This is a genomic window from Cellulomonas sp. plas2, assembly GCF_057221735.1.
The window spans coordinates 2,353,341-2,379,060 of sequence record NZ_CM170155.1; the positions used below are offsets into that span (position 1 = coordinate 2,353,341).

A 25,720-nucleotide genomic window follows, 5' to 3' on the forward strand; every position below is an offset into this window, starting at 1 on the left:
GCGCCCGCGGAGCGGTCCGGGCGGCCCCGCGGGCGCCGCTCGTTCGCGCGGTCGGGTGGTCCTCCTGAGGGTCCCCGGATCGGTGCGCGAGGGGTCGGCGGCGCGTCTAGGCTCGTCGCCACCACGCCGAGGAGCCGCACATGATGTCCGTCCCGCCCGCGCCCGCCGAGATCGACCACCTGGCTGCCGTGGGCGCGCGCCTGTCCGCGGCGATGAGCTCCGTCGTCGTGGGACGGCCGGACCTCGTGCGGACGAGCCTGGCGGTGCTGCTGGCCGGCGGGCACCTCCTGCTGGAGGACGTCCCCGGCCTGGGCAAGACGACCCTCGCGAAGGCGCTGGCGCGGTCCATCGACTGCACGGTCGGTCGCGTGCAGTTCACCCCGGACCTCCTGCCGAGCGACCTCACGGGCGTCACCATCTACCGCCCGCAGACGCAGGAGTTCGAGTTCCGGCCCGGGCCCGTGTTCGCGCACGTCGTCATCGGCGACGAGATCAACCGCGCCTCCCCCAAGACGCAGGCCGCTCTGCTCGAGTGCATGCAGGAGGCGCAGACGACCGTCGACGGCACCACCTACCCCCTGCCGCGGCCGTTCTTCGTCGTCGCCACCCAGAACCCGGTCGAGATGGAGGGCACCTACCCCCTTCCCGAGGCGCAGCGCGACCGGTTCATGGCCCGCCTGTCCGTCGGCTACCCCGACGCCGCCACCGAGGTCGAGCTGCTCGACCGCAACGAGGACGGGGACCCGCTCGACGACCTCGCCCCCGTGACGGAGGCCGCGGAGGTGGAGCGGCTCGTCGCGGTGGCCCGCCGGCTGCACGCCTCCCCCGCCGTCAAGCGGTACGTCGTCGACCTCGTCGCGGCGACCCGGACGGACAACGGGCTGCGGCTGGGCGCGTCCCCCCGCGCGTCCGTGCAGCTGCTGCGCGCGGCGAAGGCGCTGGCCGCGCTCGGGGGCCGGGACCACGTGCTGCCCGACGACGTGCAGGAGCTCGCCGTCCCCGTCCTCGCCCACCGGCTGCTGCCCTCGGCGCAGGCCCGCACCTCCGGCCGGACGACGGCCGACGTGGTGCGTGCGGTGCTCGACCAGGTCCCGCTGCCCGCGGCGTCCCCGGTCCTGGCGTCGGCCGGCCGCGGGCGCCGGGCCGCCCCCTGATGCGGCTGCGGCCGACCGTCCGCGGCACCGTCCTGGCCCTCGCGGGCCTCGCGCTGCTGTGGGTCGGCGCGCTGCTCGGGTCGGACGACGTGGTGCAGCTCGGCACCGTCGCGGTGCTGCTCGTGGCGGCCTCGGTCGTGGTGACGGGCCTGCGGGACCCGGGCCGCGGCCGCCACCGGCTCCGCGTCACGCGCAGCACCTCGCCGCCCACGCTGACCGCGGGCCGCCCGGCGCAGGTCCGCACGGCCCTGCGCGCGGCGACGGCGGACGGTGCCCGGCGGCTGGCCGGCGCCCGGCTCCAGGAGGCCGCCGACGACGAGCTCACCGGCGGGCTGCCCCTGCGCGTGCGTGCCGTGCGCGTCCCGGGCGGCGCCGGCCTGAGCTACACGGTGCGCCCCACCCGGCGCGGCGTCTGGGCCCTGGGCCCCCTCACGCTCACGCGCGGCGACGTCTTCGGCGTCGTGCGCGTGCGCCGGGAGGTCGGCACGGAGACCCTGCTGCGGGTCTGGCCGGCCACCGTCGCGCTGCCCGCCCCGCGGGAGGTCCTGCCCGGCGCTCCGGAGCAGACCGTGCTCGGGGCCCTCACGCCGGCACCCGACGACGTCTCCCTGCGCGAGTACCGCGAGGGCGACGACCTGCGTCGCGTCCACTGGCGCAGCAGCGCCCGGCTGGGCGAGCTCGTCGTGCGGACCGACGAGCGAGCCGGCACCCGACCGGCGACGGTCCTCGTCGACACGCCCGCCGACCCGGACGCCCTGGAGTGGACGCTCGGCCTCGGCGCGTCGATGGCGCTGGCGCTGCTCGACGCGGGCCACGCCGTGCGCTTCGTGCCCGCGGACCCCGACGGGGACCCCGCGGAGACCTTCGTGCACGTGACGGGCGGCGCGGACGCACGCGCCGCCGTCCTCGACAGCACCGTGGAGCTCGTCCCGGCCGCCTCCGGGGCCGCGGCCGCCGCGGGTGTCCGGCGCGCGGCCCGGGCGCTGGGGCACGCCTCCGGCGAGCGGGAGGTCCTCCTCGCCGTGGTGGGGACCGAGCCCGTGCCCGCCGACGACCCCCTCCTGCCCCTCGGGGCCGGAGCCGACGCGTACGCGGTGGTGCGCCACGAGGGCAGCGACACGACGCGCGAACGGGCGCACGACGTGGCCGAGCTGCTCGGCCGGCACGGCTGGCACGTCGCGCTCGCCGCCGTCGGCGAGCACCCGGCCCGGGTCTGGGAGCGGCTGCTCGTCGGGGTGCCCGCATGAGCGCGGCCACCGTCACCGGGGCGCGTCCGTCGCCGGCCCCGGCCGGAGGCCCCGCCCCCGGACGGGGCGCGCCGGCCGGCGGCGGTCGCGGGCGTCCCGCCCCGGCCCCGCGCGCCTGGGTCGACGCCGTCGGCACCGCGCTCGTGGCCCTCGCGACGGCGGGTGCCGTCCTGGCGCTGGGCCACCTCCTGCTGCCCGGGTCCTGGCGGACCGTCACGTGGCTGGTCCTGCTGCTGGCGGCGGGCGCGGTGGCCGCGACGCGGGCGGCCGCGGGGCGCCGCGCACGGTGGCTGCCGACCGTGGTCGGCGCCGCCGTCCTCCTGGTGACCCTCGTCGTGCGCTACGGGGGGTCCCCCACGCTCGGGGCGGCGGGCACGGCACGGGAGGTGGCACGCGAGGGCACGAGGGCGATCCAGGTCGGCGTCGTGCCGCTGGAGAGCGTTCCCGGCACGGAGCTGCTCGTCGTCGCGGGCGCCGCCGCGGTCCTGCTGCTGGCCGACACCCTCGCCGTGGCCCTGCGGCTGCCCGCCATGGCGGCGCTGCCCCTCGTGACGCTGTGGGTGCCCACGGTCGTGCTGGCCGTCCCGGCACCGGGCTCCGCGCTGTGGGCCGCGGGGATGCCCTGGCTCCTGCTCCTGGCGTGGGACCGCGGGCGTGAGGACCGCCGCGCGGGCCTCGCGCGCGGGCAGGACCTCGGGCGGCGCGCCCAGGGCGCCGCGGTCTCGGCGCTGGTCGTCGTCGCGCTCGCCGCCCTGGCGACACCCCTGGCCGCGGGCGGGCTCTCGGCGCTGCCGGGCTGGGCGCGGCTGGACGTGCCCGACCTCGGGACGCAGCCGGTGGGTCCGCTCACGCTGAGCGACGACCTCGACCTCCGGGAGAGCCTGGGCGCCCGCTCGCAGCAGGAGGTGCTGCGCTACACGCTCACGGCCACGGAGGGCGCCGAGGACGGCACCGCCGCCCCGCCGGACCTGGCGGCGGCGGTGGGTCCGCTCCGGGCCTTCACGCTCGCGGAGTACGACGGGCGCTCCTGGGAGCGCACGGATGCCCAGGCCCTGCAGGAGGTGCCGGCCGAGCCGTTCGGCAGCAGCGGCGGCGACGTGCCGCAGCGCGCCGTGGTCGAGGTCGCGGTGACGGTCAACCTGCTCGACGAGCGGCGCCTGCCCATCACCACGACGCCCCGGCTGCTCGACGTCCCCGCCGGCTGGGAGTACGACGTCGCGCGCGACGAGGTCGTCAACGACCGCCCGACGCGGGACGGCATGCGCTACCGGATGGTCGCGGTCGTCCCGGAGCTGTCGCCCGACGACCTCGCCCGCGCGGAGGCCGTCGTGCCGCCGGACGCCACCGAGGACTACCTCCAGCTGCCGCAGACCGAGCACCTCGAGGACGTGCGGGCCCTCGCGGCCGAGCTCACCGCGGAGGCGGGCACGCCGTACGCCCGCGCCGCCGCCCTGCAGACGTTCTTCCGCTCGGCCGCGGAGTTCACCTACGACACCCGGGTGTCGGACGCGACGAGCGAGGACGCCGTCTGGGACTTCCTGCGGTCGCGGCGCGGCTACTGCGTGCAGTTCGCCACCGCGATGACCGTCATGGCCCGCACGCTCGGGATCCCGGCACGCATGGGGGTCGGCTTCCTGCCGGGGCAGGCGGTGGGCGAGTCCACGCGGCGCGTGACGGGCCAGCAGGCGCACACGTGGCCGGAGCTGTATTTCGAGGGCTACGGCTGGGTGCGCTTCGAGCCGACGCCCGCCGTGCAGACGGGCAGCGCGCCCTCCTGGACGACGCCCGCGAGCAGCGGTGGCGCCGAGCCGCAGCCCGACCAGGCGGAGCCGTCGGCGGCGGCGCCGGGCACGCAGCCCTCGGCCTCCGCGTCCGCCTCGACGGGTGCCTCGGCGACGGCCTCCGCCGGGCCGGGCGCGGGTCCGGGCGGCGCGCAGGGCTGGCTGCTCCCGGCAGGCGTCCTGGCCGTCCTCGGACTCCTCGCGGGGACGGTCGCGCTCGTCGGCCGACGTCGTCGCCCCGTCATGGACTCACCCGACGCCGTCTGGGCCGCCCTCGTCGACGACCTGCGCCGTGCCGGGGTGAGCGTGCCGGTGGCGACGACGCCGCGGGCGGCCCCCGGAGCAGTGGGCGGCGCGTTGGCCGAGCGCGGGTGGGACCCGCTGGACGCGCCGGCCGCGGCGGCGCTCGGGGATCTCGCCGCCGCCGTCGAGCGGCACCGGTACGCCCCAGGGGAGCAGGTCGGCGTCCCCCCCGACCGGCTCCGGGAGCAGGCGGCGCTCGTCGTCGCCGGGGTCCGGGCGTCGGCCGCCGCGGCCCGGACCTCGCGCCCCGCCCGCACCTGACCGGTCAGGGCGGCGAGCGCCCGGAGGATCGTCCGGGGCCTCGCCGGCGACGTCGTCGAGGGGGCTGCGACCTGCCTCCGGGCACCGATCGGTCGCGGCTCGGTGCGGGGCTGCCCGCTCCGGCAGCAGGCTGTCACCCGGGCGCGCGCGACAGGCTCCTCTGGTCAGCGCGCACCACGCGCCTTCCGCACGACCCTCCCCCGCACGACGAGAGCCCCGCACGGCGAGGCGTGCGGGGCTCTCGTCGACTGGGGGACGGCCGGGACGTCAGACCGTCGCAGAGTCAGCGGTCGCCGGGCTCCCGGCGACGGTCCCAGCGCTGCTCCATGCGGGACATGAACCCGGGGTTCGACGACCGGGCCGGGGCGGGGCGTCCGGCGTTGGGCGCCGCGGTCGGCACCTGCCCACGCCGACGTGGTTCGGCGAACGCGTACGCCACCGACGCGAACATCAGCACGAAGCCGACGACGCCGAGGAGGACGAGACCGTCGCCCGCCGCACCGAGGACGAGCAGGAGGAGGCCGACGGCGGTCCCCACGCCGGCCAGGACCCACCGCCCCACGGACCGGCGGGATCGCTGGGTGAGCGTGTTGGCGAGCCGCGGGTCGTCAGTCGTGAGCTGACGCTCCATCTGCTCGAGCACGCGCTGCTCGTACTCAGAGAGGGGCATGGCGACTCCTGTGTGCGCGCCACCGTCGTTCGGACGTGGTCAGGATAGATCGCGGTGGGGCGCACCGGTAGTCGAGCGACCGGGTGCTTCTCAGTCTCACAGCGCTGCCGTCCGGGTGTCCGAGGACACGCCGAGGACACGCCGGGAGCGCGCCACGAGCGCACCCCGGGCGGCACCGGACGACGGCCGGCGGCAGCGCGTCACGAGACCCGCAGCCCCGTGACCGCGGTCCCGGTCTCGACCACGTACCCCCGCTCGACGCGGTCGCGTGCCGCCTCGACGAAGCGCTCGGCGGCCTCCAGCGCCGCCTGCGCCCGGGCGGGCGGGACGGCGCCGAAGCTGCCCGCGTCGACGGCCGCCCGCAGCGGCGCCGCGGCCGCGAAGTAGTGGGCCCAGGACGCGAGGCCGGGCTCCGCCGTCTCGAGGAGGTCCCACACCGTCCGCACGGCACGCCGTCCCGTGAGCGGACCCACGTGCTCGACCACCGCGCCGGCGGCCCGCAGGGCGGCGAGATGGGCGTGGCTGAACACCTCCCAGGCCTCGGCGGACAGGCGCGCGGCGACGAGCTCCCCGTCCGCGCGCGCGAGCAGCGTCAGCACCTTGTGCCCGACGGGCGCCGGCGGCACCGCCGCACCCGTGGTCCCCGCCACCGTCCCGCTCGTCGCCCGCACCGGACGTGCCACCCGCACCGCCGCCACTATCTGCTCACCCTCCGCCTCGTCGAACCCCCGGCACCCGACGCGCCGCCGCACGTCCCGCCCCGTCCAGCCCTGCCGCTCCGCACGTGCCCGGGCGTCCCGCCCGGACCCCGCGCCGCACACCCTGTGTAACGTCACGACGTGCCCCGACAGTCCCGTCCCGGACGCCGATCAGCCAACCACGGGGCACCGACACGCCCCCTCGCGCCGTGGCCCGACGGGCCCGTGACGGTGCCGACGGGGACGGTCCGCGTCGTCAGCGACCCCGACCGGCCGCGACTGGTCACCCTCCTCGTCAACGAGGTGCCCAGCTCGGCGCTCGACCTCGACGACCCCGCCTGGCTCGACTTCGAGTACATGCAGCAGATGGCCCTCGTCGTGGACGCCGCGGCGCCCGGGGGCACGTCCGTGGACGTCGTCCACCTGGGGGCCGGCGGCTGCGCGCTGGCCCGCGCCCTCGACGCCCGGCACCCGGGCTCCCGGCAGCTCGCGGTGGAGCTGGACACGGCGCTGCCCGACCTCGCCCGCGCCTGGTTCGGGCTGCCACGGGCCCCACGCCTGCGGATCCGCGCCGGTGACGCGCGGGCCGTGCTGGCGGCGCTGCCGACGGCCTCGGCCGACGTGGTGGTGCGGGACGTCTTCGCCGGCGCCACCACCCCTCCGCACGTGCGGACGCACGGCTTCACGGCCGAGGCGGTGCGGGTGCTGCGGCCCGGCGGCGTCTACCTCGCCAACGCGGCCGATCGGCCGCCGCTGGCCGCCGCCCGGTCGGAGGCGGCCACGCTGCGCCGGCTGTTCGCGCACGTGGCCGTCGTCGCCGAGCCCGGCCTCCTGCGCGGCCGGGGGTACGGCAACGTCGTGCTCGTGGGCACGGACCGCGACGGGCTCCTCGACGACCCCGTGCTCGCCCGCGCGGTGCGCAGCCTGCCCGCGCCGGCCCGGCTGCTCGTCGGGCCCGACCTCGACGCCTTCGTCGGCACCGCGCCGCCGCTCGTGGACGCGGCCGCACCGCCGGACGTCGACGCGGCCGCACCGCTGGACGACGACGGGCCGCAGCCATAGCGGCTGCGGCCCGTCGATCGGTCCCCCGGCCACGGCCGGAGGGCGCTCAGCGCGAGGTCAGAGCGGGCGGACCTGCTCCGCCTGGGGGCCCTTCGGGCCCTGGGTGATCTCGAACTCGACGCGCTGGCCCTCGTCGAGGCTGCGGTAGCCCTGCGAGTCGATGGCGGAGTAGTGGACGAAGACGTCAGCGCCGCCGCCGTCCTGGGCGATGAACCCGTAGCCCTTCTCCGCGTTGAACCACTTGACAGCACCCTGTGCCATGTCCCTGTCCTTCTCGTCCTGCCGGTGACGCCGCGGACCCCACGTCCACGGCGTGCCGCAATGCCTCACGTCCTGCACCGGTGGGACCAGCAGAGCTGCGGGTGCCGGCCCGTACGGGTCGGCGCCGGTCAAGCGTCAGTACGTCACTGCAACAGCGCCGATCATGGCACGTCAGGGCCGGGGACCGCCACGGTTCCGCGGCACGGACCACACGTCCGTCGTCAGGGCCACCTGCGCCTGGACGTGCAAGGCAGCAGTGCAGGCCAGCAGTGCAGGCCAGCAGTGCAGGCCAGCAGTGCGGGCCAGCCGTGCACGCATACGGTGCGGGCCAGCGCTGCCGGTCGGCCCTGCCGGTCAGCGGTGCCCGTCGTCCTGCTGGGCCAGGAACCGCTCGAACTCGGCGCCGAGCTCGTCGGCCGTCGGCAGCTCGGTCGTCGTCCCCAGGAGGTTCGAACGGCCCAGGTTGCGGGTGAAGGCGTCGTACTGCTCCTCCAGCGCGCGCACGACGTCCGCGACCTCGTCGGAGCCGCGCACCTGCCGCTCGATCTCGAGCATGGTGTCCTCGGCGGCCGCGGACAGCCCGCCGACCTCGAGGTCCAGCCCCGTGCGCCGCTGCACGCACTCCAGCGCCGTGATCGACGCCTGGGGGAACGGAGACTGGGCGAGGTAGTGCGGCACGTGCACGGCGTACCCCACCGCGTCGTGGCCCGCCTGCCCGAGCCGCAGCTCGAGCAGCGCCGACGCCGACGCGGGCACCTGCACGGTCCCGAACCACGGCGTGTGCGAGGTCACGAGGTCAGGGCGCGTGGCGTGCGCGGTGACGGTGAGGGGTCGCGTGTGCGGGATGCCCATGGGGATCCCGTGCAGGCCCACCATGAGGGGCACCGCGAACCGCTCGACGACCTGCTGCACCGCCGCGACCCACCGCTCCCACTGCACGTCCGGCTCGACGCCGTGCAGGAGCAGGAACGGCACGCCCTCGGCGTCCTCGACGACGTCGACGGCGAGCTCCGGCGTGTCGTACGCCGTCCAGGTCGTGGCGTCGAAGGTCATCGTCGGGCGGCGGGACCGGTAGTCGACGAGCTGGTCCGCGTCGAACGTCACCAGCCGCTGCGTGCGCAGGGTCGTCGTCAGGTGCGCGGCGGCCGTACCGCCGGCCTGGCCCGCGTCGACGAAACCCTTGAGCACGTGCACCAGCACGGGCCCGCGCCCGTCCACCACGCGCTCGCGCACGCGGTCCGCCACGCCCTCGTCCACCGTGTACAGCTCTGCGGGGTCCAGCACGTCGTCCTCCTCGCCTCGTCCTGCCGCACGCAACGCCGGTACCCGCCGGATCCTTCCCGCCGCTGCGCCGGGTGTCGCGGCCCGCGCACCGGCCCGTCCGGCCAGGTCGTCCGCCGGACGCGTCGCCGGTCAGCGGGAGGGCAGGCGCACGACCTCCACGAAGAACTCGTCGATCTGCCGGACCACCTCGATGAACCGGTCGAAGTCCACGGGCTTCGTGACGTACGCGTTGGCGTGCAGCGCGTAGGAGCTGCGCACGTCCTCCTCCGCCTCGGACGTGGTGAGCACGACGACGGGGATGGAGCGCAGGGTCTCGTCGCGCTTCATCTCGTCGAGGACCTCGCGCCCGCTCTTGCGGGGCAGGTTGAGGTCGAGCAGGACGAGGTCCGGCGTCGGCGCGTCCGCGTGCGGCCCCTCCTTGCGCAGGTACTCCAGGGCGCTGACGCCGTCGGGCACGACCGTGAGGCGGTTGCGCAGCTTGTTGTCCTCGAACGCCTCGCGGGTCATGAGGACGTCGCCGGGGTCGTCCTCGACGAGGAGGACCTCCACCGGGCGCGACCCCTGCGTGCTCTGCGTGCTCATCGTGCTCCGTCCTGCCCCTGCGGGCCGTGCTCGGGGTCGGGGGCCGGGTCGGCGGCCGGGTCCGGTGCCGTGTCCGTTGCCGTGTCCGGTGCCGTGTCCGGTGCCGTGTCCGTTGCCGTGTCCGGTGCCGTGTCCGGTGCCGTGTGCGGCGCCAGGTCGTCTGCCGGACCGGTGGTCAGGTCGTGGGCCGGCTCGAGAGCCGGCTCGAGAGCCGGGTCGGGGGCCGGGTCGGGGTGCGTCCAGCGGATGCTCGTGCCCACCTCCCCCGGCGGCAGGGGCTCGACGTGGATCTGCCCGCCGTGGTGCTCGACGATCTTCTTGCACAGCGCGAGCCCGATGCCGGTGCCGGCGTACACGTCCTTGGGGTGCAGGCGCTGGAAGATGACGAAGACGCGGTCCGCGTACTCGGGGTCGATGCCGATGCCGTTGTCGCGGCACTCGAGCTCCCAGCCGCCCTCGACGCGCCGCGCGCCGACGTGCACGTGCGGCGTCCGGTCGGGCGCGGCGAACTTCACCGCGTTGCCGACGAGGTTGAGCAGGAGCTGCACGAGCAGCGCCCGCTCCCCCCGCACCGTCGGCAGCGGGCCGTGCGTCACCCGCGCGCCCGTCTCGGCGATGCGGTGCTCCAGGTCGCCGACGGCCTCGTCGAGCGCCTCCGCCAGCGGCACGTCCGTCGCCTGCCCGCCGAGCCGGCCGACGCGGGAGAACTCGAGCAGGTCGGTGATGAGCCGCTGCATGCGCTTCGCGCCGTCGACGGCGAAGGCGATGTACTGGTCGGCGCGCTCGTCGAGCTCCCCGCCGTAGCGCTTCTGCAGGAGCTGGGTGAAGCTCGCGACCTTGCGCAGCGGCTCCTGGAGGTCGTGCGACGCGACGTAGGCGAACTGCTCGAGGTCGCGGTTGGACCGCTGCAGCTCGGCCGCCTGGTCCGTCAGGAGGGCGTGCGCGCGCGCCACCTCCTGCTGGGACCGCTGGGCGGCCTGCATCTGCTCGACGAGGGTCTGGCGCATGTGCTCGACGTCCCGGGCCAGCGCCGCGATCTCACCCGGCCCCGCCGAGCGCACGCGGTGCCCGAGCGCGCCGGCCGACACGATCCGGGTGTCCGCCGCGAGCGCGTCGAGCGGCCCGGTGACCCACCGCCGCAGCTGCGTCCACAGCAGCACCCCCACGACGGCGGCCGCGACGAGGAGCAGCCCCGAGATGGCCTGGGCGGCGAAGGTCCAGCCGCGCAGCGCGTCGGCGGCGGCGAGCCGTTCCTCGCGGACGAGCGCGGTGAACGCCCCGATCTCGGACCGCACCTCGTCGAACCGCGTCCGCCCCTCGTCCACCTGCTCGGGTCGGACGGAGGCGAGACCCTCCGCGTCCACCTGCGCGACGAGCGGCTCGGCGAAGCCCTCCCGCCACGCCTCGACGGCGCCGTCCACGTCCGCCGCCGCCGCCCGCAGCGCCGGCGTCACCTCCGTGCGGCGCGCGAGCTCGGAGGCGATGGCCGTGAACCCGCCATCGGTCCCGGGGGCGTCGCCGTAGGGCGCGAGGGCGTCCGGGTCCCCCGTGAGGGCGTAGCCGCGCACCGCGGTCTCGTCGTCGACGAGCGCGAGGTAGGCCTCGTCGACGTCGAGCACCGCGGAGAAGTAGACCTCCGTCACCACGCGCTGCCGATCCGCGAGCTGCACGTAGACGAGGACGGTGGCGACGATCGCCGCGCCGAGCACGAGCGCCGCGGCCAGCAGCAGCGCCTCGACCCGTCGGCGCAGGGTGAAGGGCGTCACGCGGGGGCCCCGTCCGCTGGTTCCCGCGGCGCCGCGTCCGCGTGCGGCGCGGAGCCGGGGACGCAGCCGAGGAGGACGAGCGCCGAGTCGTCGACGAGCGGCCCGCCGTGCAGCGCCTGCACCGCGTCCAGCACCGCCTCGACGACCCCCGAGCCGTCGCCGCGCGCGTCGGCTGCCCGCGCGACGCCCTCGACGACCGCGACGAGCCGCTCCTTGCCCAGCCGGTCGCCCTCGTCGTCGATCGTCGCCTCGAGCAGCCCGTCCGTGTAGACGAGCAGCCGCCAGTCGCCCTCGAGCGGCACGTGCTGCGGCTCCCACCCGCCGTCGAGCGGGAGGCCCAGCGCCCGTCCGCGGCGCACCGGCGGGACGACCGCGGTCGGCGGCCCGACGAGCAGCGCGGCGGGGTGCCCGGCCAGGTACAGCTCCGCCGAGCGCCGGTCCGGCGCGACGACCACCATCGCGGCCGTCGTGAAGACCCAGTCGGCCGCGCGCTCGGCGCGCAGCACGCGCTCGAGCAGCGCGAGGATGCACGCGGGCGAGTGCTCGGCCAGCACGAGCGTGCGCCACGCGGTCCGCAGGGTGGCGCCCAGCGCGGCCTCGTCGGGGCCGTGCCCGCAGACGTCGCCGACCACCGCCAGCACGGTCCCGTCCGGCCGCTCGACCACGTCGTAGAAGTCGCCGCCCAGCACGCCGTCCCGGCCCGAGCGGTAGGCCACCTCGACCACGAGCCGCGGGTCGTGGACGACGGGCCGCGGCAGCAGGGCGCGCTCGAGGCGCAGCGTCTCCTGGGCGCGGACCCCGCTGCGGAACAGCTCGCGCTCCGCCGACTCCCACCGGGTGCGCTGCACCGCGTAGCGCACGGCACGGCCGAGCGTCCCGGGCTCGACGTCCTGCTTGACGAGGTAGTCCTGCGCGCCGGCGGCCACGGCGGCCAGCCCGGTGCGCGTGTCGGCCAGCCCGGTCAGCACCACCACGGGCGGCGCGCCGCCGGCGAGGAGCCGCTCGAGCGCCGGCAGCCCGCGGGCGTCGGGCAGGCCGAGGTCGAGCAGGACGCAGTCGGCGTCGAGCCGCTGCAGCGCCTCGTCGAGCGTCCGGGCCTGCACGAGCTCGACCTGCAGCCCGGCGTCCTGGAGGTGCTCGCGGACGAGCAGGGCGTCGGCGTCGTCGTCCTCGACGAGCAGGACGCGCAGGACGTCCTCGCGCGCCTCGTGCTCGCGCCCCGTGTCCGCGTGCGACGCGCCGGCCGCGGTCGCCGGCTCCTGGACCGACACCCTCACCTCCCGCCGTACGGACGACGGCCGTGAGGCCGCGTCGTGCCGAGCGCCGGGGGTCGCTGCCCGTGCTCCGGGCGGTGCGCCCGCGTCCCGGCGCGGCCCGGCAGCCGGGACGGACGGGACGCACGGTGCACCGCGTCCGCGTCGGATAATAGACGGCCCCCCGCGGCCCGGACGGGTCCGGGCGGCGTGTCCGTGCTGCTCCACGGCCCGCGGTCGGTCGCGGGACGTGGTGCTGGAGGGGCGGCGGTAGTGGCGGCGGGAGTGGCGGCGGGCGTGGCGGCGGGAGGCGGGCAGAGGGTGACGGGTAGCGAGGACGCGCTGACGCAGCAGGTGCGGCACGAGCAGCGGACGGTCGACGTCCTCTACGCACGCCTCGACGCGCTGCGGGCGCACACGCGCGACCGGCTGGCGCGCGTGCGCCGGGAGGGCCCGTCGGGCTCCCCGCAGAACCGGTCGGAGCGCGACGCCTTCGCCACGCTGCACGAGGACCGCCTGCGGCAGCTCGAGGCCGTGGAGGACCGGCTCGCCTTCGGCCGCCTCGACCTGCGCGAGGCCCCGCACCGCTACATCGGGCGCCTCGGCCTGACGGACGACGACCAGACCCAGCTCCTCGTGGACTGGCGGGCCCCGGCGGCGCAGGCCTTCTACCGCGCGACCGCGGCGCGTCCGGACGGCGTCGTGCGCCGCCGGCACCTCGTCACCCGTGGCCGCGAGGTCACCGGGCTGGAGGACGAGGTGCTGGACCTCGACGCCCTCGAGGCGGAGGGCGGGGCGGGCCTGTCCACCCTGTCCGGCGAGGGCGCGCTCGTCGCGGCGCTCGCCGCGGGCCGGACCGGCCGCATGAACGACATCGTCGCGACGATCCAGGCCGAGCAGGACGCGATCATCCGCTCCGAGCTGGCCGGCGCGCTCGTCGTCCAGGGCGGTCCAGGCACCGGCAAGACGGCCGTCGCCCTGCACCGCGCGGCGTACCTGCTCTACGCGCACCGCAAGACGCTCGAGCGCTCGGGCGTCCTGCTGGTGGGGCCCTCACGCACGTTCCTGCGGTACATCGACCAGGTGCTGCCCAGCCTCGGCGAGACGGGGGTCGTGACGACGACCGTGGCCGAGCTCCTGCCCGGCCTCGTCGCCACGGGGACCGAGGACGACGCGGTCGCCGCGCTCAAGGGCCGGGTCGTGATGGCGGAGGTCGTCGCGCGGGCCGTGCGGGCGCGCCAGCGGGTGCCGCAGGAGAGCACGACGATCCGGGTCGAGGGGCGCACCGTCGTCGTGCGGCCCGGGGACGTGGCGGCGGCGATCGCCCGCGCGCGCCGCAACCACCGGCCGCACAACGAGGCGCGCGTGACGTTCGTGCGCGACATGCTCGCCCGGCTGGCCGACCAGTACGTCGCCCAGCTGGGGCAGAAGGTCGACCCCGAGGACCGGGCCGAGGTCGTGGAGGAGCTGCGCACGACGCGGGAGGTGCGCATCGCGCTCAACCTCGCGTGGATGCCCCTGACGCCGCAGGGCCTCGTCGCCGACCTGTGGTCGCGGCCGTGGCGGCTCGAGCAGGCGGCGCCCATGCTGACCGCCCGCGACCGGGCGCTGCTGCGCCGCGACGCCGACGCGCCGTGGACCCCCGCGGACGTGCCGCTGCTCGACGAGGCCGCCGAGCTGCTCGGCGAGGACGACCAGGCCCAGCGCGCGCAGGCCCGCGCGGACGCCGAGCGGCGTGCCGCCGAGGTGGCCTACGCCCGCCAGGTGCTCGCCCAGACGGGTGCCGGCGGCATGGTGTCGGCGGAGATGCTCGCCGACCGCTTCACCGCCGGCGGGCCGGCGCTCACCACGGCCGAGCGAGCCGCGGCGGACCGGTCCTGGACGTACGGGCACGTCGTCGTCGACGAGGCGCAGGAGCTGTCGGCGATGGCGTGGCGGGTGCTGCTGCGGCGGGTGCCGACGCGGTCGCTGACGATCGTCGGTGACGTCGCGCAGACCTCAGCGCCCGGCGGCGCCCGGCGGTGGGCGACGGCGCTCGACCCGGTGCTGCGCGGGTCGTGGCGGCTGGCGGAGCTCACGGTGAACTACCGGACGCCCGCCGCCGTGACGGAGGCCGCGCGTCGGGTCGCGGTCGCCCAGGGCCTGCCCGTGAGCCCGCAGACCGCGGCCCGGGACCTGCCCGACGCGCTGCGCGTGGCGCGGGTACCCGCGGGCGACCTGGCCGACCGCGCGGCGGACGCCGCGGTGGCCGGGCTGGCCGAGGTGCGCGACGCCGCCGGAGCGGGCCGCGTGGCGGTGCTGGCCGCTGCCCCCGCCGTGGCGGCGCTGCGGGCGGGCGTGGCGGCGGCGCTCGTCGCGGCGGGCCGGGACGACGAGGGCCGGCGGACGGCCGTCGCCGACCCTGACGCAGCCGTCGTCGTGCTCGGTGCCCGCGAGGCCAAGGGCCTGGAGTTCGACCTGGTGGTGCTCGTCGAGCCGACCGAGGTGCTGGCCGAGGGGGCCGGCGACCTGTACGTGGCCATGACGCGGCCGACGCGGGCCCTGCAGGTGCTGCACGCGCGCGGCCTGCCGCCCGGCCTCACGGACGGGTAGCCGCGGGCTGTCCGTCAGCCGGACGGCGGCCGTCCCAGCGCGCGGGACGGGGGCACGATGGGGGCGTGCCCAAGGCCCTGCTGCTCGAGAACCTCCACCCCCAGGCGCGGACCATCCTCGAATCCGCCGGCTTCGAGGTGACCACCCGCACCGGCGCGCTCGACGAGGACGAGCTGGCCGATGCCCTCGAGGGGGTCCACCTCCTCGGCATCCGGTCCAAGACACAGGTCACCGCCGCCGTGCTCGAGCGCGCCGACAGCCTCGTCGCCCTGGGGGCGTACTGCATCGGCACCAACCAGGTCGACCTGCGCGCGGCGGCCGCACGCGGCGTGGCGGTGTTCAACGCCCCGTTCTCCAACACGCGCTCCGTCGTGGAGATCGCCCTGGCCGACATCATCGCCCTCACGCGGCGCCTCACCGTTTTCGACCGGAAGATGCACGACGGCATCTGGGACAAGTCGGCGACCGGCGCCCACGAGGTCCGCGGCCGCACCCTCGGGATCGTCGGGTACGGCAACATCGGCACCCAGCTGTCCGTCCTGGCGGAGGCGCTGGGCATGTCCGTCGTCTTCTACGACACGGCGGAGAAGCTCGCGCTGGGCAACGCCCGGCGGCTGGGGTCGCTCGACGAGCTGCTCGACGTCGCGGACGTCGTGACCCTGCACGTGGACGGGCGCTCCGGCAACGCCGGGCTGTTCGGCGCGGAGCAGTTCGGCCGGATGCGGCCCGGGTCGGTGTTCCTCAACCTCTCGCGCGGGTTCGTCGTCGACTACGGCGCCCTCAAGGCCGCCATCGAGGAGGGCCGCGTCGTCGGGGCCGCGGTGGACGTCTTCCCGGAGGAGCCCAAGCGCAAGGGCGACCCGTTCGAGTCCGAGCTGCGGGGCCTGCCGAACGTCATCCTCACGCCGCACACCGGCGGGTCCACGGAGGAGGCGCAGGAGGCGATCGGCCAGTTCGTCTCGCACAAGCTGCGCGACTACCTGGCCACGGGGTCGACGACGCTGTCGGTCAACGTGCCGAACCTGGCGCTCGACGCCCAGCCGGAGCAGCACCGCATCGCCTACCTGCACCGCAACGTGCCGGGCGTGCTCGCCGCCGTCAACAACCTGCTCGCGGAGCACGGCGTGAACATCGAGGGGCAGCTCCTGGCCACGCGCGGCGACCTCGGGTACGTGGTCACGGACGTCGGCTCCCTCGTCGACGAGGCGGCGCTGGCCGCGCTCCGCGGCCGGCCCGAGTCGGTGCGGCTGCGCCTCCTGAGCTAGCACGAGCGACGGCCGCCGACCCCCCGGAGGGGTCGGCGGCCGTCGCTGTGGCTGCGCCCGGGCGCGGAGGGGTCGGTCAGCCGGACTTGCGGCGGAAGCGCCGCTGCGTCGGCCCGGCCGTCTCCGACCCGTGCACGGCGCTCCCGCCGCCGGGACCGGCGGCCGTGCGGTGCTGCTGGGCCTTCTTGCGCTCGAGCGCCTCGCGGAAGCGGGCCTTGGCGTCCGTGGGCGCGTCGGCCGGCGCGCCCGCGGGGCCCGTCGTCGTGCCGCCGGCTGCCGGGGCGTCAGGTGCGTCGGCCATGGGGCCTCCTCGTCGTGTCGGTGCTGCAGGGTGCCACACCGCACGCGGTGCGCCCGACCACCCTCGTCCACCGACGGTGGCCGTCGCCAGCCGAATACCCGACCGGTCCGTCCCCGGCGCCGGACGGGGCCCCGCTCGGGGCGCTACGGTCGCGGCGTGCCCGACCCCGCCGCCGCGTCGCCCGCCGCACCCGTGCGGACGCCCGTGCCGATGTCCGTGCCGCCTGTTCCAGGACCGGCCGCACCGGTACCCGTGCGCCGCGCCGGGGGTCTCGCGCTCCCGGCGGTCTCCCTGGGCCTGTGGCAGAACTTCGGCGACGGGACCCCGTTCGCCGACCAGCGTCGCGTGGTGCTGCACGCGGTGGACCGCGGCGTGTTCCACCTCGACCTCGCCAACAACTACGGCCCGCCACCCGGCGCCGCCGAGACGACGGTCGGCCGGCTGCTGGCCACCGACCTGCGGGCGCACCGCGACACGTTGGTGGTCACGACGAAGGCCGGCTACCGCGGGTGGCCGGGGCCCTACGGCGAGCACGGGTCCCGCAAGGGCCTGCTCGCCTCGCTCGACGCGAGCCTGGGCCGGCTCGGCACGGACCACGTCGACGTGTTCTGGTCCCACCGCTTCGACCCGCGGACGCCGCTGGAGGAGACGATCGGAGCGCTGGCGGACGCGGTGCGCCGGGGGAAGGCACGCCACGCCGGCATATCGTCCTACTCCGCGCGGCGGACGACGGAGGCCCTGGCCGTCGCGGACGGGCTGGGTCTCCCGCTCGCGCTGCACCAGCCGTCGTACTCCCTGCTGAACCGCTGGGTGGAGCGCCCCGGGCCCGACGGACGCAGCCTGCTGGACGTCTGCGGCGACGCCGGGCTGGGCGTCGTGGCCTTCTCGCCGCTGGCCCAGGGGATGCTCACCGACCGCTACCTCGACGGCGTGCCGGCCGGGTCGCGCGCGGCGCGGGGCGGCCCGCTGCAGCGCGCGTGGCTCACGCCGGAGACGCTCGCGCACGTCCGCGCGCTCGACGCGCTCGCCCGCGGCGCCGGCCTCACGCTGCCGCAGCTCGCCGTGGCCTGGGTGCTGCGCGACGCGCGGGTCACCTCCGTGCTGGTCGGCGCCCGGACGACGGACCAGCTCGACGGCACCCTCGCCGCCGCGGCCCTGCCGCCCCTCGACGACGACCTGCTGGTCGCCGTCGAGAGGCACGCCGTCGACGCCGGGATCAACCTGTGGGGCTCGCGCTCGAGCGACCTGTGACGGGCAAGCGCTCGTCGAACCACCGCAGCAGGTGCTCGAACCGGGCGACGCGGTGGCGAGGCCGGCCGGACCGGCTCAGCTCGTGGCCCTCGCCGGGGAACAGGAGCAGCCGGGTGGGCACGCCGCGTCGCCTCAGCTCGACGAACCACCGCTGCCCCTGCTCGACCGGGCAGCGCCAGTCCTGCTCGGAGTGCACGACGAGGGTCGGGGTCCGGACCGCGCCGACGTGCGCCATCGGCGACTGGGCCGCCACCTGCGCGGCCCCCTCGGGCGTGGCGTCGTCGCCCACGTACTCCAGGCCGAAGAACCAGCCGATGTCGCTGGACCCGACGAAGCTCACGGGGTCGAGGAAGCCGCGCTCGACGACGGCCGCCGCGAACCGGTCCGTGCGCGTGGTCAACCACGCGGTGAGGTAGCCGCCGTAGGAGCCGCCGAGCACGCCCGTGCGCCCGGCGTCGAGGTCGTCCGCGCGCAGCGCCTCGTCCAGCAGCGCGAGCACGTCGTCGGTGTCCACCGTGCCCATCGCCCGGTGGATGGCCGTCGCGTGTGCCCGGCCGTACCCCGCCGACCCGCGCGGGTTCCCCATCACGACCGCGTACCCCGCCCGCGCCAGCACCTGCGCCTCGTCGAACACCGCGCCGGTGTACTGCGCGTGCGGCCCGCCGTGGATCATCAGCAGCGTCGGGTGCGGCGCCGGGTGCGCTCCCGGGTCGGGCCGGACCACCCAGCCGTGCACGTCCGCGCCGTCCGGGGCGGTCGCGTGCAGCTCCACGGCCGGCCGCAGACCCGCCGCGCGGAGCGGGGCCGACAGGTCGGTCAGCCGGTGCAGCGTGCCGTCCGCCCGGAGCCGGTGCAGGTCTCCCGCGGAGTCGGGCGCGGCCGCCGTGACGACGGCACCGCCGTCCGGCGCCGGGGCGGCGGCGGTCACGACGAGCGGCCCCTCGACGAGGGTGCGCGCGGTGCCGTCCGGGGCGACGGCGAGCAGCGGCTGCGCCCCGCGGTGCACGCGCGCGACGAGCACCTCGTCGCCCACCGGGACGAGCACGTCCGCGTCGAGGTCCACGTCCTCGTCGGTGAGGGCGCGCGGTTCGCCCGCCGGGCGCGGCCCGTCCCCGTCGCCGTCCCCGACACCGTCCCCGTGCCCGTCGGTCGCGAGCGCGAGGTGGTGCAGGGTAGTCGGGCGCCCGACGAAGTCCCGTCCGCCCTCGCCCAGCCGCTGCGCGAGCAGCCAGACGGCCGACCCGTCCGGTGACGCCGCCGCGGCGACGACGCCGAGGGTGCTGCCGGCGTCGGCGTCGGTGAGGCGGGTGGCCCGCGTGGGCCACGGGGCGTCGTCCCCCGTCCCGGCGGTGGTCGCGGGCACGGGCAGCAGGAGTGCGTCGGCCCGGAGGTCCGTCCCGCGTCCGGCGTGCACGCCGGCGACGACGAGCACCGCATCATCCGCGGGCCCCGCCGGCCACCACTCGGCGGCCGCGACGTCGTGCTCGCCCGGGGTCACGTCCTGCAGGTGCGGCAGCAGGCCGTCCTCGCCGGGCCCGCGGCCGTCGCCGCCGGCGTGCCCGTCGGGGGGCCCGTCGGCGTGCCCGTCGATCCCATCGCGCGGCGCCGCGGGCCAGGCCTCGAGCGCGGCCGGGGTCGGCACGTCGAGCACGTGGGCGTGCCGCGGCCGGTCGTGCACGAAGCCGACCCCGTCCGCGCGGTAGCGGAACGTGTCGACGAGCCGCGGCGCCTCCGCGGCCGGGTCGCCGCCGCGGACGTAGCGACCCTCCTCCGGCACGCGCGCCAGCACCAGGAGCCGACGGCCGTCCGGCGAGAAGCGCGGGCGCTGGACGCCGAGCGGGGCGTCCGTCAGCGCCACGGGCTCCCCGCCCTGCAGGTCGAGCAGGTGCAGCTGGCCGGGCGAGCCGGGAGCGGCACGGACGAACGCGAGCAGCCGACCGTCCGGCGACACGACCGGTTCGGTGTCCCGGTGCCCGCGCGTGAGGCGGTGCGGCGCCCGGGCACGGGTGCTGAACCCGGTGGCGAGGTCGGTGCCGAGGTCGGCGTCCGTGTCGGTGCGGGTGGCGAGCGGCACCCGCCACAGGGAGCCGGTGGTCTCGTCGGCCGCGAGGTCGGGGGTCAGGACGGCCACGACCGCGGCGGACCCGTCGGGCAGGACGGCGGCGCGGCCAGGCGTGCGGAGCAGGGCGATGTCATCGGGGAGCACCCGCCGACGCTAGCCCGCCCCCTGGGCGACCGCGCGTGCCGGGGGCACGGCCCCGCCGGAGACCGGCGTCGGCGTCGGCGTCGACGCGGTGTCCCGGTCCGGACGCCCCTCCCGCTCGGCGCGCAGCACGGTGATGGCGGCCTCGAAGTCCTCGAGGGAGTCGAAGGCCTGGTACACGGAGGCGAACCGCAGGTAGGCCACCTCGTCGAGCTCCCGGAGCGGACCGAGGATGGCCAGCCCGATCTCGTACGCGTCGATCTCCGCCGAGCCCGACGAGCGCAGCGTCTCCTCGACCTTCTGCGCGAGCAGCGCGAGGTCGTCCTCGCTGACCGGACGCCCCTGGCAGGCCTTGCGCACGCCGTTGACAATCTTCTCGCGCCGGAACGGCTCGCTGGCACCCGACCGCTTGACCACCGCGAGGCTCGTCGTCTCCACCGTCGTGAAGCGGCGGTTGCAGTGCGGGCACTGGCGGCGGCGCCGGATGGACGAGCCGTCGTCCGACGTCCGCGAGTCGACGACGCGCGAGTCCGGGTGGCGGCAGAACGGGCAGTGCACGGGAGTCCCCCTCGCGTCCGCAGGGGCACGGCCCCCGGGCGCACGGGGCGCCGGGCCCGACGTTAGGTGCGGGCCGACGGCAGGTGCAAGCGTGTCCGCCGATGGCGCAGTGCCGACGGACGCAGTGCCGACGGACGCAGTGCCGACGGACGCAGTGCCGACGGACGCAGTGCCGACGGACGCAGTGCCGACGGGCGCAGTGCCGACGGACGCGGTGCCGACGGACGCGGTGCCGACGGACGCGGTGCCGACGGACGCGGTGCCGGCCCCCACGCTCACCCCCGGACGGGGACGACGATCGTCTGGCCGGCCGACAGCTGCGAGGACGGCAGCCGGTTGAGCTGGACGAGCTCGAGGACGACGTCCCGCACGTCCTCCCCCGGACGCACGACGCCCTCCGCGATCTCCCAGAGCGTGTCCCCCGGGGCCACGAGGTGCCGCGCGACCTCGGTCCCGCCGGCGGGCCGCCCCGCCTCGGCCCGGTCCGCGGACCACAGCCCCGTGGCGGCGACACCGGCGACGACGAGGAGCGCCGCCCAGCGGCCGCGCGCGGTGAGGCGGAGAGGGACCGCGGCGGCGGCCGGACGGGCGGTGCTGCTGCTGCGCATGGTGACCTCCGACGGGCGGGCGTACGGGTGTTCGACGAACGTGTGTACGAGTTCTACCACGGGCGCGTCCGACACGTCGAGACACGCTCGAACAGGTGTTTGGTCCGCGCGTCCCGCGCTCCTAGGCTGGCTCATGCCCGACAGCCCACCACCGACCACTGACACGCCCGCCGTGGGCCACCGCCCGGGCACCGCACGACAGGGAGGACGACCGTGACGGACAGGACCCAGCGGCCCGGGGACGACCCCGCGGCCACGGACGCACCGCTCACCGGGCGCGGCCCGCGGGCCCGCGCCCGCACCGGCGGCACGGCCGTGCTGACGGCCGTCCCCACGGAGCAGGAGCAGGAGCAGGAGCAGGAGCCACCCGCGGACGACCTCTCCGCGCTCGCCACGGTGACCGCGCTGCCCGACGCGTCCGAGGCACCGGCGCTCACCCGCCGCCAGCGCATGGTGCTGGACTGCATCCGCGCGTCCGTGGAGCAGCGGGGCTACCCGCCGAGCATGCGCGAGATCGGGGAGGTCGTCGGCCTCGTCAGCCCGTCGAGCGTCAAGTACCAGCTGACGTCGCTCGAGCGGAAGGGCTACCTGCGCCGCGACCCGCACCGGCCGCGCGCCATGGAGGTCGTCCTCACCGACGACGCACGCCCGGTCCGCGGCTGGACCGCCCCGGACGGGACCCCCGGCGCGCTGACCGACGCGGACGCGGCCGACGGGGACGCCGCGCCGACGCCGGCCTACGTGCCCGTCGTCGGGCGGATCGCGGCCGGCGGACCCATCACGGCGGAGCAGGTCGTCGAGGACGTGTTCCCGCTCCCGCGCCAGCTCGTCGGCGACGGGGAGCTCTTCCTGCTCGCCGTGCGGGGCGACTCGATGGTCGACGCCGCCATCTGCGACGGGGACTGGGTCGTCGTGCGGCGTCAGCCCGTGGCGGAGAACGGCCAGATCGTCGCCGCGATGATCGACGGCGAGGCGACGGTCAAGACGCTGCGCCACGCCGACGGGCACGTGTGGCTCATGCCGCACAACAGCGCGTACGAGCCGATCCCGGGCGACGACGCCACCGTCCTGGGACGCGTCGTGAGCGTGCTGCGCTCGCTGTGACGACGAGGGGGGCGGGTCCCGGTACCGGTGCCGGGACCCGCCCCCCTCGGTCGATGCCCGGCCGCTCCGCCGGGCATCTCCCCTAGAGCCCGAACCGCCGTGCGACGGCCTTGATCGCCTCGGCGGACCGCCGGAGCCCGGCCAGCTCGTCGGCCGACATCGGCACCTGGAGCCGGTCGCCCACGCCCGCGCGTCCGACGAGCGCGGGCACCGAGAGGCACACGCCGCTGATGCCGTGGTAGTCCTCGAGGAGCGAGGAGACGGGCAGCACGCGCTGCTCGTCCTTCAGCACCGCCTCGATGATCCGGGAGCCGGCGAGCGCGACGGCGTAGTTCGTCGCGCCCTTGCCGGCGATGATCCGGTACGCGGACTCGACGACCTCGCGGGCGATCTGCTCGCGAACCTCGTGCGTCAGCGCGCCCCGGCCGCCGATGCCGTTCCACTCGAGCAGCGGCACCGCGCCGATGCTCGCCGAGCTCCACAGCGGCAGCTCGCTGTCGCCGTGCTCCCCCGCCACGTACGCGTGCACGTTCTGCACGGCGACCCCCGTGTGCCGCGCGATGAGGTAGCGCAGGCGCGAGGAGTCAAGCACCGTCCCGGAGCCGAAGAGCTGCGAGGAGGGCAGGCCGGACATCTTCAGCGCGGCGTAGGTCACGACGTCGACCGGGTTGGTCACCATGACGTAGACGGCGTCGGGAGCCACCTCGACCAGGGGCGGCAGGATCTTGCCGATGAGCGAGACCGTGGCCTCGGCCAGGTCGAGCCGGGTCTGCCCCGGCTTCTGCTTCGCGCCCGCGGTGATGACGACGACGTCGGAGTCGGCGCACACCGCGATGTCGTCGCTGCCCTCGATCTCGGCCATCGGCATGAACTGGATGCCGTGCCCGAGGTCCAGCGCCTCGGCCTCGACCTTCGCCCGGTTGATGTCGTACAGCGCGACGGTCCGCGCCGCGCCGCGCATGAGCGCCGCGTAGGCCATCGTCGCGCCGACCGCGCCCGCCCCGACGATGGACAGCTTCGACGTGCGGCGCGTCGGCGACGGCGCGGCCAGCACCTCCTCGTCCGTCTCGACGGTGCTGATGCCCTCGCTCATGCGTCCTCCCGGTGCCCCGTGACCCCGCCGCACGGCTCGCGTCGGGGCGAGCGACCGCGCACGGCCGCCGCTGACGAGGCTAGCGGGCCTGCGACCACGCGGCCGGGGCGGGCCGCGCGAGCCGCCGCAGCGCGTCCCGGACGAGCGCCGGGTCGCTCGTCGGCCACAGGTCGGGGAGCGTGCGGCGCAGGACGTCGCCGTACCGGGCCGTGACCAGGCGCGGATCGAGCACCGCGACGACGCCGCGGTCGTCGACGGACCGGATGAGCCGCCCGGCGCCCTGCGCGAGCAGGAGCGCGGCGTGCGCGGCCGACACCGACATGAAGCCGTTGCCGCCGGCGCGGTCCACCGCCTGCGCCCGCGCCGCGCGCACGGGGTCGTCGGGCCGCGGGAAGGGGATGCGGTCGATGACGACGAGCCGGCACGTCGGCCCCGGCACGTCGACGCCCTGCCACAGCGACAGGGTGCCGAACAGGCACGTCGGCTCGTCGGCGGCGAACCGGGCCACGAGCGAGGGCAGCACGTCGTCGCCCTGCAGCAGGACCGGCACGTCCAGCCGTTCGCGCAGCGCGAGGGCCGCGGCCTCGGCCGCGCGCCGCGAGGAGAAGAGCCCGAGCGTGCGACCCCCGGCCGCCTCGACTAGACCGGCCAGCTCGTCGAGCTGGGCCTCCGTCGCCGGCTCGCGCCCGGGCGGCGGCAGGTGCCGGGCGACGTAGAGGATCCCCTGCCGTCGGTAGTCGAACGGGCTGCCGACGTCGAGCGCCCGCCACGGCAGCCGCTCGTCGCCCGACCCCTCGGCGGGGCCGGCCGTGGGACCTCCGGTCGGATCGTCGGCCGCGCCGACGGCCGTGCTGCTCGTCGCCGCGCCGCTCGTCGTCGTGCCGCCCGCCGTCGTGCCGCTCGTCGTGCCGGCCGCCGTCGTGCCACCCGCCGGCGCGGTCTCGTCGGCCCGCCGACGGGGCCCCTCGAGGCCGACCGACCGCGCCACGGGCTCGAACGCGCCGCCCAGCGACAGCGTGGCCGACGTCAGCACGCTGACCCGGCCGGCCAGCAGGTGGGTGCGGACGAGGCCGCTGACGACGAGCGGCGCGGCGTGCAGCCGGGTCAGCGTGCTGCCCCGCCGGTCCTCCCCGCGGGCGCACCACAGCACGGTCCGCGACCGGTCGGCCGGGTCCGCGGCCATCTGCTCCGCCACCTCGAACAGGGCCAGCAGGGCACCCGTGGCCATCTTGCGCCCGCCGTCCGGCGGCCCCTTCGTCGCCCCCGCCTCGGGCCGGGTGGCGGTCATGAGCGTGCGCACGGCGTCGCGGACCGCGGCCACCGCGTCCCGCAGGCCCTCCGGCAGCCCGTCCGGGAAGCGGCCCTCGGGCAGGGTCACGAGCGCCGCGGCCAACGCCTGGCCGGCGGCGTCGAGGTCCGTCGTGGGCACCGCGAGGTGCCGGCGCACCAGCCGCGCGGCGTGCTCGACGGTCGCCAGCGACAGCTCCGCGGTCGCCTGGGCGGTGACGCGCTCGGCCAGCTCGTGCGCCTCGTCGACGACGAGCACGTGGTGCTCCGGCAGGACGCCCGGGGAGCCGGAGGCCGCGATTCCCAGCATCGCGTGGTTGGTCACGACGACGTCCGCCTCGCGCGCACGCGTCCGCGCCGCCTCGGGGAAGCACTCGGCCACGAGGGGGCACTGCTGCCCGAGGCACTCCATGGCCGTGACGGACACCTGCCGCCACGCGCGGTCGGTCACGCCGGGCACGAGGTCGTCGCGGTCACCCGTCGTCGTCTCGTCGGCCCACTCGCGCAGGCGGACCACCTGCTGGCCGAGCGTCTCGCCGCCACCACCGCCGCCGCCACCCGCGCGCCGCACGCCCGGGTCCGCGTCCACGGGCGGAGGGTGCTCCGCCGCGCCGGCCGCCTCGCCCAGCGCGAAGAGCGCCCCGGGCTCGTCCGCCGGGTACCCGCCCTGCACCTTGTGCAGGCAGAGGTAGTTGTGCCAGCCCTTGAGCAGCGCGACCTGCGGCGGGCGCGGCAGCCGTGGTGCCAGCGCCCGGGCGACGAGCGGCAGGTCACGCGTGATCACCTGCCGCTGCAGCGCCAGGGTCGCGGTGGAGACGACCACGCGCTCGTCCTCGAGCACCGCGTGCCGGACGGCGGGGACGAGGTAGGCGAGCGACTTGCCCGTGCCGGTCCCGGCCTGCACGAGGACGTGCTCCCCGGCCTCGACGGCGGCGGCCACCGCCTCCGCCATGGCCCGCTGCCCCTCGCGCGGCGCCCCGCCGAGCGCACCGACCGCCGCGTCCAGCAGCTCGCCGACCGCGGGGACGGTCCTGTCGGTCTGCGGCACCGCGACAGCCTAGTGCGGTGCACCGCCGCCCCGTCCGCGCGCCCGGTCCGGGCTGGGGACGGGGCCGTCGGTCACACCGTGCTCAGAC

At 77.0% G+C, this 25,720-nt stretch carries 21 protein-coding genes; 8 read left to right on the forward strand and 13 right to left on the reverse strand.

Annotated features, from left to right (window positions below; translation table 11 throughout):
- Nucleotides 1–140: 140 nt before the first annotated feature.
- From AC2TDM_RS10580 to AC2TDM_RS10590, 3 genes are read left to right on the forward strand one after another with little or no spacing between them, the layout of a single operon-like run.
- On the forward strand, nt 141–1,154 hold the full coding sequence (locus AC2TDM_RS10580) for an AAA family ATPase (RefSeq protein WP_090030263.1): 1,014 nt from the start codon (nt 141–143) through the stop codon (nt 1,152–1,154).
- Nucleotides 1,154–2,401: a DUF58 domain-containing protein gene (locus AC2TDM_RS10585; RefSeq protein WP_090030261.1), complete on the forward strand. Its 1,248-nt coding sequence runs from the start codon at nt 1,154–1,156 to the stop codon at nt 2,399–2,401. Before AC2TDM_RS10580 ends, AC2TDM_RS10585 begins: the two co-directional genes overlap by 1 nt.
- Nucleotides 2,398–4,746, forward strand: coding sequence for a transglutaminase TgpA family protein (locus tag AC2TDM_RS10590; RefSeq protein WP_090030259.1), 2,349 nt, complete (start codon nt 2,398–2,400; stop codon nt 4,744–4,746). Before AC2TDM_RS10585 ends, AC2TDM_RS10590 begins: the two co-directional genes overlap by 4 nt.
- 283 nt (nt 4,747–5,029) lie before the next feature.
- Here the strand turns inward: AC2TDM_RS10590 and AC2TDM_RS10595 are convergent, their stop codons facing one another.
- On the reverse strand, nt 5,030–5,416 hold the full coding sequence (locus AC2TDM_RS10595) for a DUF3040 domain-containing protein (protein WP_484634580.1): 387 nt from the start codon (nt 5,414–5,416) through the stop codon (nt 5,030–5,032).
- Between the two features lie 200 nt (nt 5,417–5,616).
- A complete protein-coding gene (locus AC2TDM_RS10600; RefSeq protein WP_484634581.1) occupies nt 5,617–6,168 on the reverse strand; it encodes an SAV_6107 family HEPN domain-containing protein in 552 nt (183 codons plus the stop codon).
- Between the two features lie 171 nt (nt 6,169–6,339).
- On the opposite strand from AC2TDM_RS10600, the gene AC2TDM_RS10605 reads away from it, so the two are divergent.
- The gene (locus AC2TDM_RS10605; RefSeq protein ID WP_090030256.1) at nt 6,340–7,176 is read left to right on the forward strand and encodes a spermidine synthase; all 837 of its coding nucleotides are present in this window, start codon (nt 6,340–6,342) and stop codon (nt 7,174–7,176) included.
- Between the two features lie 57 nt (nt 7,177–7,233).
- Here AC2TDM_RS10605 and AC2TDM_RS10610 read toward each other — a convergent pair whose 3' ends face one another.
- From AC2TDM_RS10610 to AC2TDM_RS10630, 5 genes are all read right to left on the reverse strand, one after another.
- Nucleotides 7,234–7,437, reverse strand: coding sequence for a cold-shock protein (locus tag AC2TDM_RS10610; RefSeq protein WP_090030531.1), 204 nt, complete (start codon nt 7,435–7,437; stop codon nt 7,234–7,236).
- Nucleotides 7,438–7,791: 354 nt separating this feature from the next.
- Nucleotides 7,792–8,721 (reverse strand): proteasome assembly chaperone family protein, encoded by a 930-nt coding sequence (locus tag AC2TDM_RS10615; RefSeq protein WP_484634582.1) that lies wholly within the window; start codon nt 8,719–8,721, stop codon nt 7,792–7,794.
- Between the two features lie 129 nt (nt 8,722–8,850).
- Entirely contained in the window at nt 8,851–9,303 is a 453-nt protein-coding gene (locus AC2TDM_RS10620) for a response regulator (protein WP_484634583.1), read from the reverse strand.
- The gene (locus AC2TDM_RS10625) at nt 9,300–11,069 is read right to left on the reverse strand and encodes a sensor histidine kinase (RefSeq protein WP_484634584.1); all 1,770 of its coding nucleotides are present in this window, start codon (nt 11,067–11,069) and stop codon (nt 9,300–9,302) included. The genes AC2TDM_RS10620 and AC2TDM_RS10625 overlap by 4 nt, the downstream gene beginning before the upstream one ends.
- Nucleotides 11,066–12,340, reverse strand: a complete 1,275-nt coding sequence (locus AC2TDM_RS10630) for a PP2C family protein-serine/threonine phosphatase (protein WP_484634585.1) — start codon at nt 12,338–12,340, stop codon at nt 11,066–11,068. Before AC2TDM_RS10630 ends, AC2TDM_RS10625 begins: the two co-directional genes overlap by 4 nt.
- Nucleotides 12,341–12,643: 303 nt before the next feature.
- On the opposite strand from AC2TDM_RS10630, the gene AC2TDM_RS10635 reads away from it, so the two are divergent.
- The gene (locus tag AC2TDM_RS10635) at nt 12,644–14,914 is read left to right on the forward strand and encodes a HelD family protein (RefSeq protein ID WP_484634586.1); all 2,271 of its coding nucleotides are present in this window, start codon (nt 12,644–12,646) and stop codon (nt 14,912–14,914) included.
- A gap of 65 nt (nt 14,915–14,979) precedes the next feature.
- On the forward strand, nt 14,980–16,179 hold the full coding sequence (gene serA, locus AC2TDM_RS10640; protein WP_484634587.1) for a phosphoglycerate dehydrogenase: 1,200 nt from the start codon (nt 14,980–14,982) through the stop codon (nt 16,177–16,179).
- A gap of 76 nt (nt 16,180–16,255) precedes the next feature.
- Here serA and AC2TDM_RS10645 read toward each other — a convergent pair whose 3' ends face one another.
- Nucleotides 16,256–16,480 (reverse strand): DUF5302 domain-containing protein, encoded by a 225-nt coding sequence (locus AC2TDM_RS10645; protein WP_090030246.1) that lies wholly within the window; start codon nt 16,478–16,480, stop codon nt 16,256–16,258.
- A gap of 210 nt (nt 16,481–16,690) precedes the next feature.
- On the opposite strand from AC2TDM_RS10645, the gene AC2TDM_RS10650 reads away from it, so the two are divergent.
- The gene (locus AC2TDM_RS10650) at nt 16,691–17,731 is read left to right on the forward strand and encodes an aldo/keto reductase (RefSeq protein ID WP_090030527.1); all 1,041 of its coding nucleotides are present in this window, start codon (nt 16,691–16,693) and stop codon (nt 17,729–17,731) included.
- On the opposite strand, the gene AC2TDM_RS10655 is transcribed toward AC2TDM_RS10650, so the two are convergent.
- The 3 genes from AC2TDM_RS10655 to AC2TDM_RS10665 form a co-directional block, all read right to left on the reverse strand.
- On the reverse strand, nt 17,697–19,937 hold the full coding sequence (locus AC2TDM_RS10655; RefSeq protein WP_484634588.1) for a S9 family peptidase: 2,241 nt from the start codon (nt 19,935–19,937) through the stop codon (nt 17,697–17,699). The two genes, AC2TDM_RS10650 and AC2TDM_RS10655, sit on opposite strands and share 35 nt — an antisense overlap.
- 9 nt (nt 19,938–19,946) lie before the next feature.
- Nucleotides 19,947–20,492 carry a transcriptional regulator NrdR gene (gene nrdR / locus AC2TDM_RS10660; RefSeq protein WP_239078640.1) on the reverse strand — a complete coding sequence of 182 codons (546 nt, stop codon included), beginning with the start codon at nt 20,490–20,492 and terminating at the stop codon, nt 19,947–19,949.
- Nucleotides 20,493–20,767: 275 nt separating this feature from the next.
- Complete coding sequence (locus AC2TDM_RS10665; protein WP_175499178.1) at nt 20,768–21,100, reverse strand: LysM peptidoglycan-binding domain-containing protein; 333 nt, start codon at nt 21,098–21,100, stop codon at nt 20,768–20,770.
- 396 nt (nt 21,101–21,496) lie between these two features.
- Here AC2TDM_RS10665 and lexA point away from each other — a divergent pair, with 396 nt between their 5' ends.
- Nucleotides 21,497–22,204, forward strand: coding sequence for a transcriptional repressor LexA (lexA, locus tag AC2TDM_RS10670; protein ID WP_275407324.1), 708 nt, complete (start codon nt 21,497–21,499; stop codon nt 22,202–22,204).
- Nucleotides 22,205–22,286: 82 nt separating this feature from the next.
- Here lexA and AC2TDM_RS10675 read toward each other — a convergent pair whose 3' ends face one another.
- Complete coding sequence (locus tag AC2TDM_RS10675) at nt 22,287–23,297, reverse strand: L-lactate dehydrogenase (RefSeq protein WP_090030240.1); 1,011 nt, start codon at nt 23,295–23,297, stop codon at nt 22,287–22,289.
- A 79-nt stretch (nt 23,298–23,376) separates the two neighbouring features.
- Nucleotides 23,377–25,632: an ATP-dependent DNA helicase gene (locus AC2TDM_RS10680; protein ID WP_484634589.1), complete on the reverse strand. Its 2,256-nt coding sequence runs from the start codon at nt 25,630–25,632 to the stop codon at nt 23,377–23,379.
- Nucleotides 25,633–25,720: the final 88 nt, after the last annotated feature.

Coding starts and splice junctions, on each gene's coding strand:
- AC2TDM_RS10580 (WP_090030263.1), top strand. CDS start 141: ATGATGTCCGTCCCGCCCGCGCCCGCCGAGATCGACCACCTGGCTGCC.
- AC2TDM_RS10585 (WP_090030261.1), top strand. CDS start 1,154: ATGCGGCTGCGGCCGACCGTCCGCGGCACCGTCCTGGCCCTCGCGGGC.
- AC2TDM_RS10590 (WP_090030259.1), top strand. CDS start 2,398: ATGAGCGCGGCCACCGTCACCGGGGCGCGTCCGTCGCCGGCCCCGGCC.
- AC2TDM_RS10595 (WP_484634580.1), bottom strand. CDS start 5,416: ATGCCCCTCTCTGAGTACGAGCAGCGCGTGCTCGAGCAGATGGAGCGT.
- AC2TDM_RS10610 (WP_090030531.1), bottom strand. CDS start 7,437: ATGGCACAGGGTGCTGTCAAGTGGTTCAACGCGGAGAAGGGCTACGGG.
- AC2TDM_RS10620 (WP_484634583.1), bottom strand. CDS start 9,303: ATGAGCACGCAGAGCACGCAGGGGTCGCGCCCGGTGGAGGTCCTCCTC.
- AC2TDM_RS10645 (WP_090030246.1), bottom strand. CDS start 16,480: ATGGCCGACGCACCTGACGCCCCGGCAGCCGGCGGCACGACGACGGGC.
- AC2TDM_RS10650 (WP_090030527.1), top strand. CDS start 16,691: ATGTCCGTGCCGCCTGTTCCAGGACCGGCCGCACCGGTACCCGTGCGC.
- AC2TDM_RS10665 (WP_175499178.1), bottom strand. CDS start 21,100: ATGCGCAGCAGCAGCACCGCCCGTCCGGCCGCCGCCGCGGTCCCTCTC.
- AC2TDM_RS10675 (WP_090030240.1), bottom strand. CDS start 23,297: ATGAGCGAGGGCATCAGCACCGTCGAGACGGACGAGGAGGTGCTGGCC.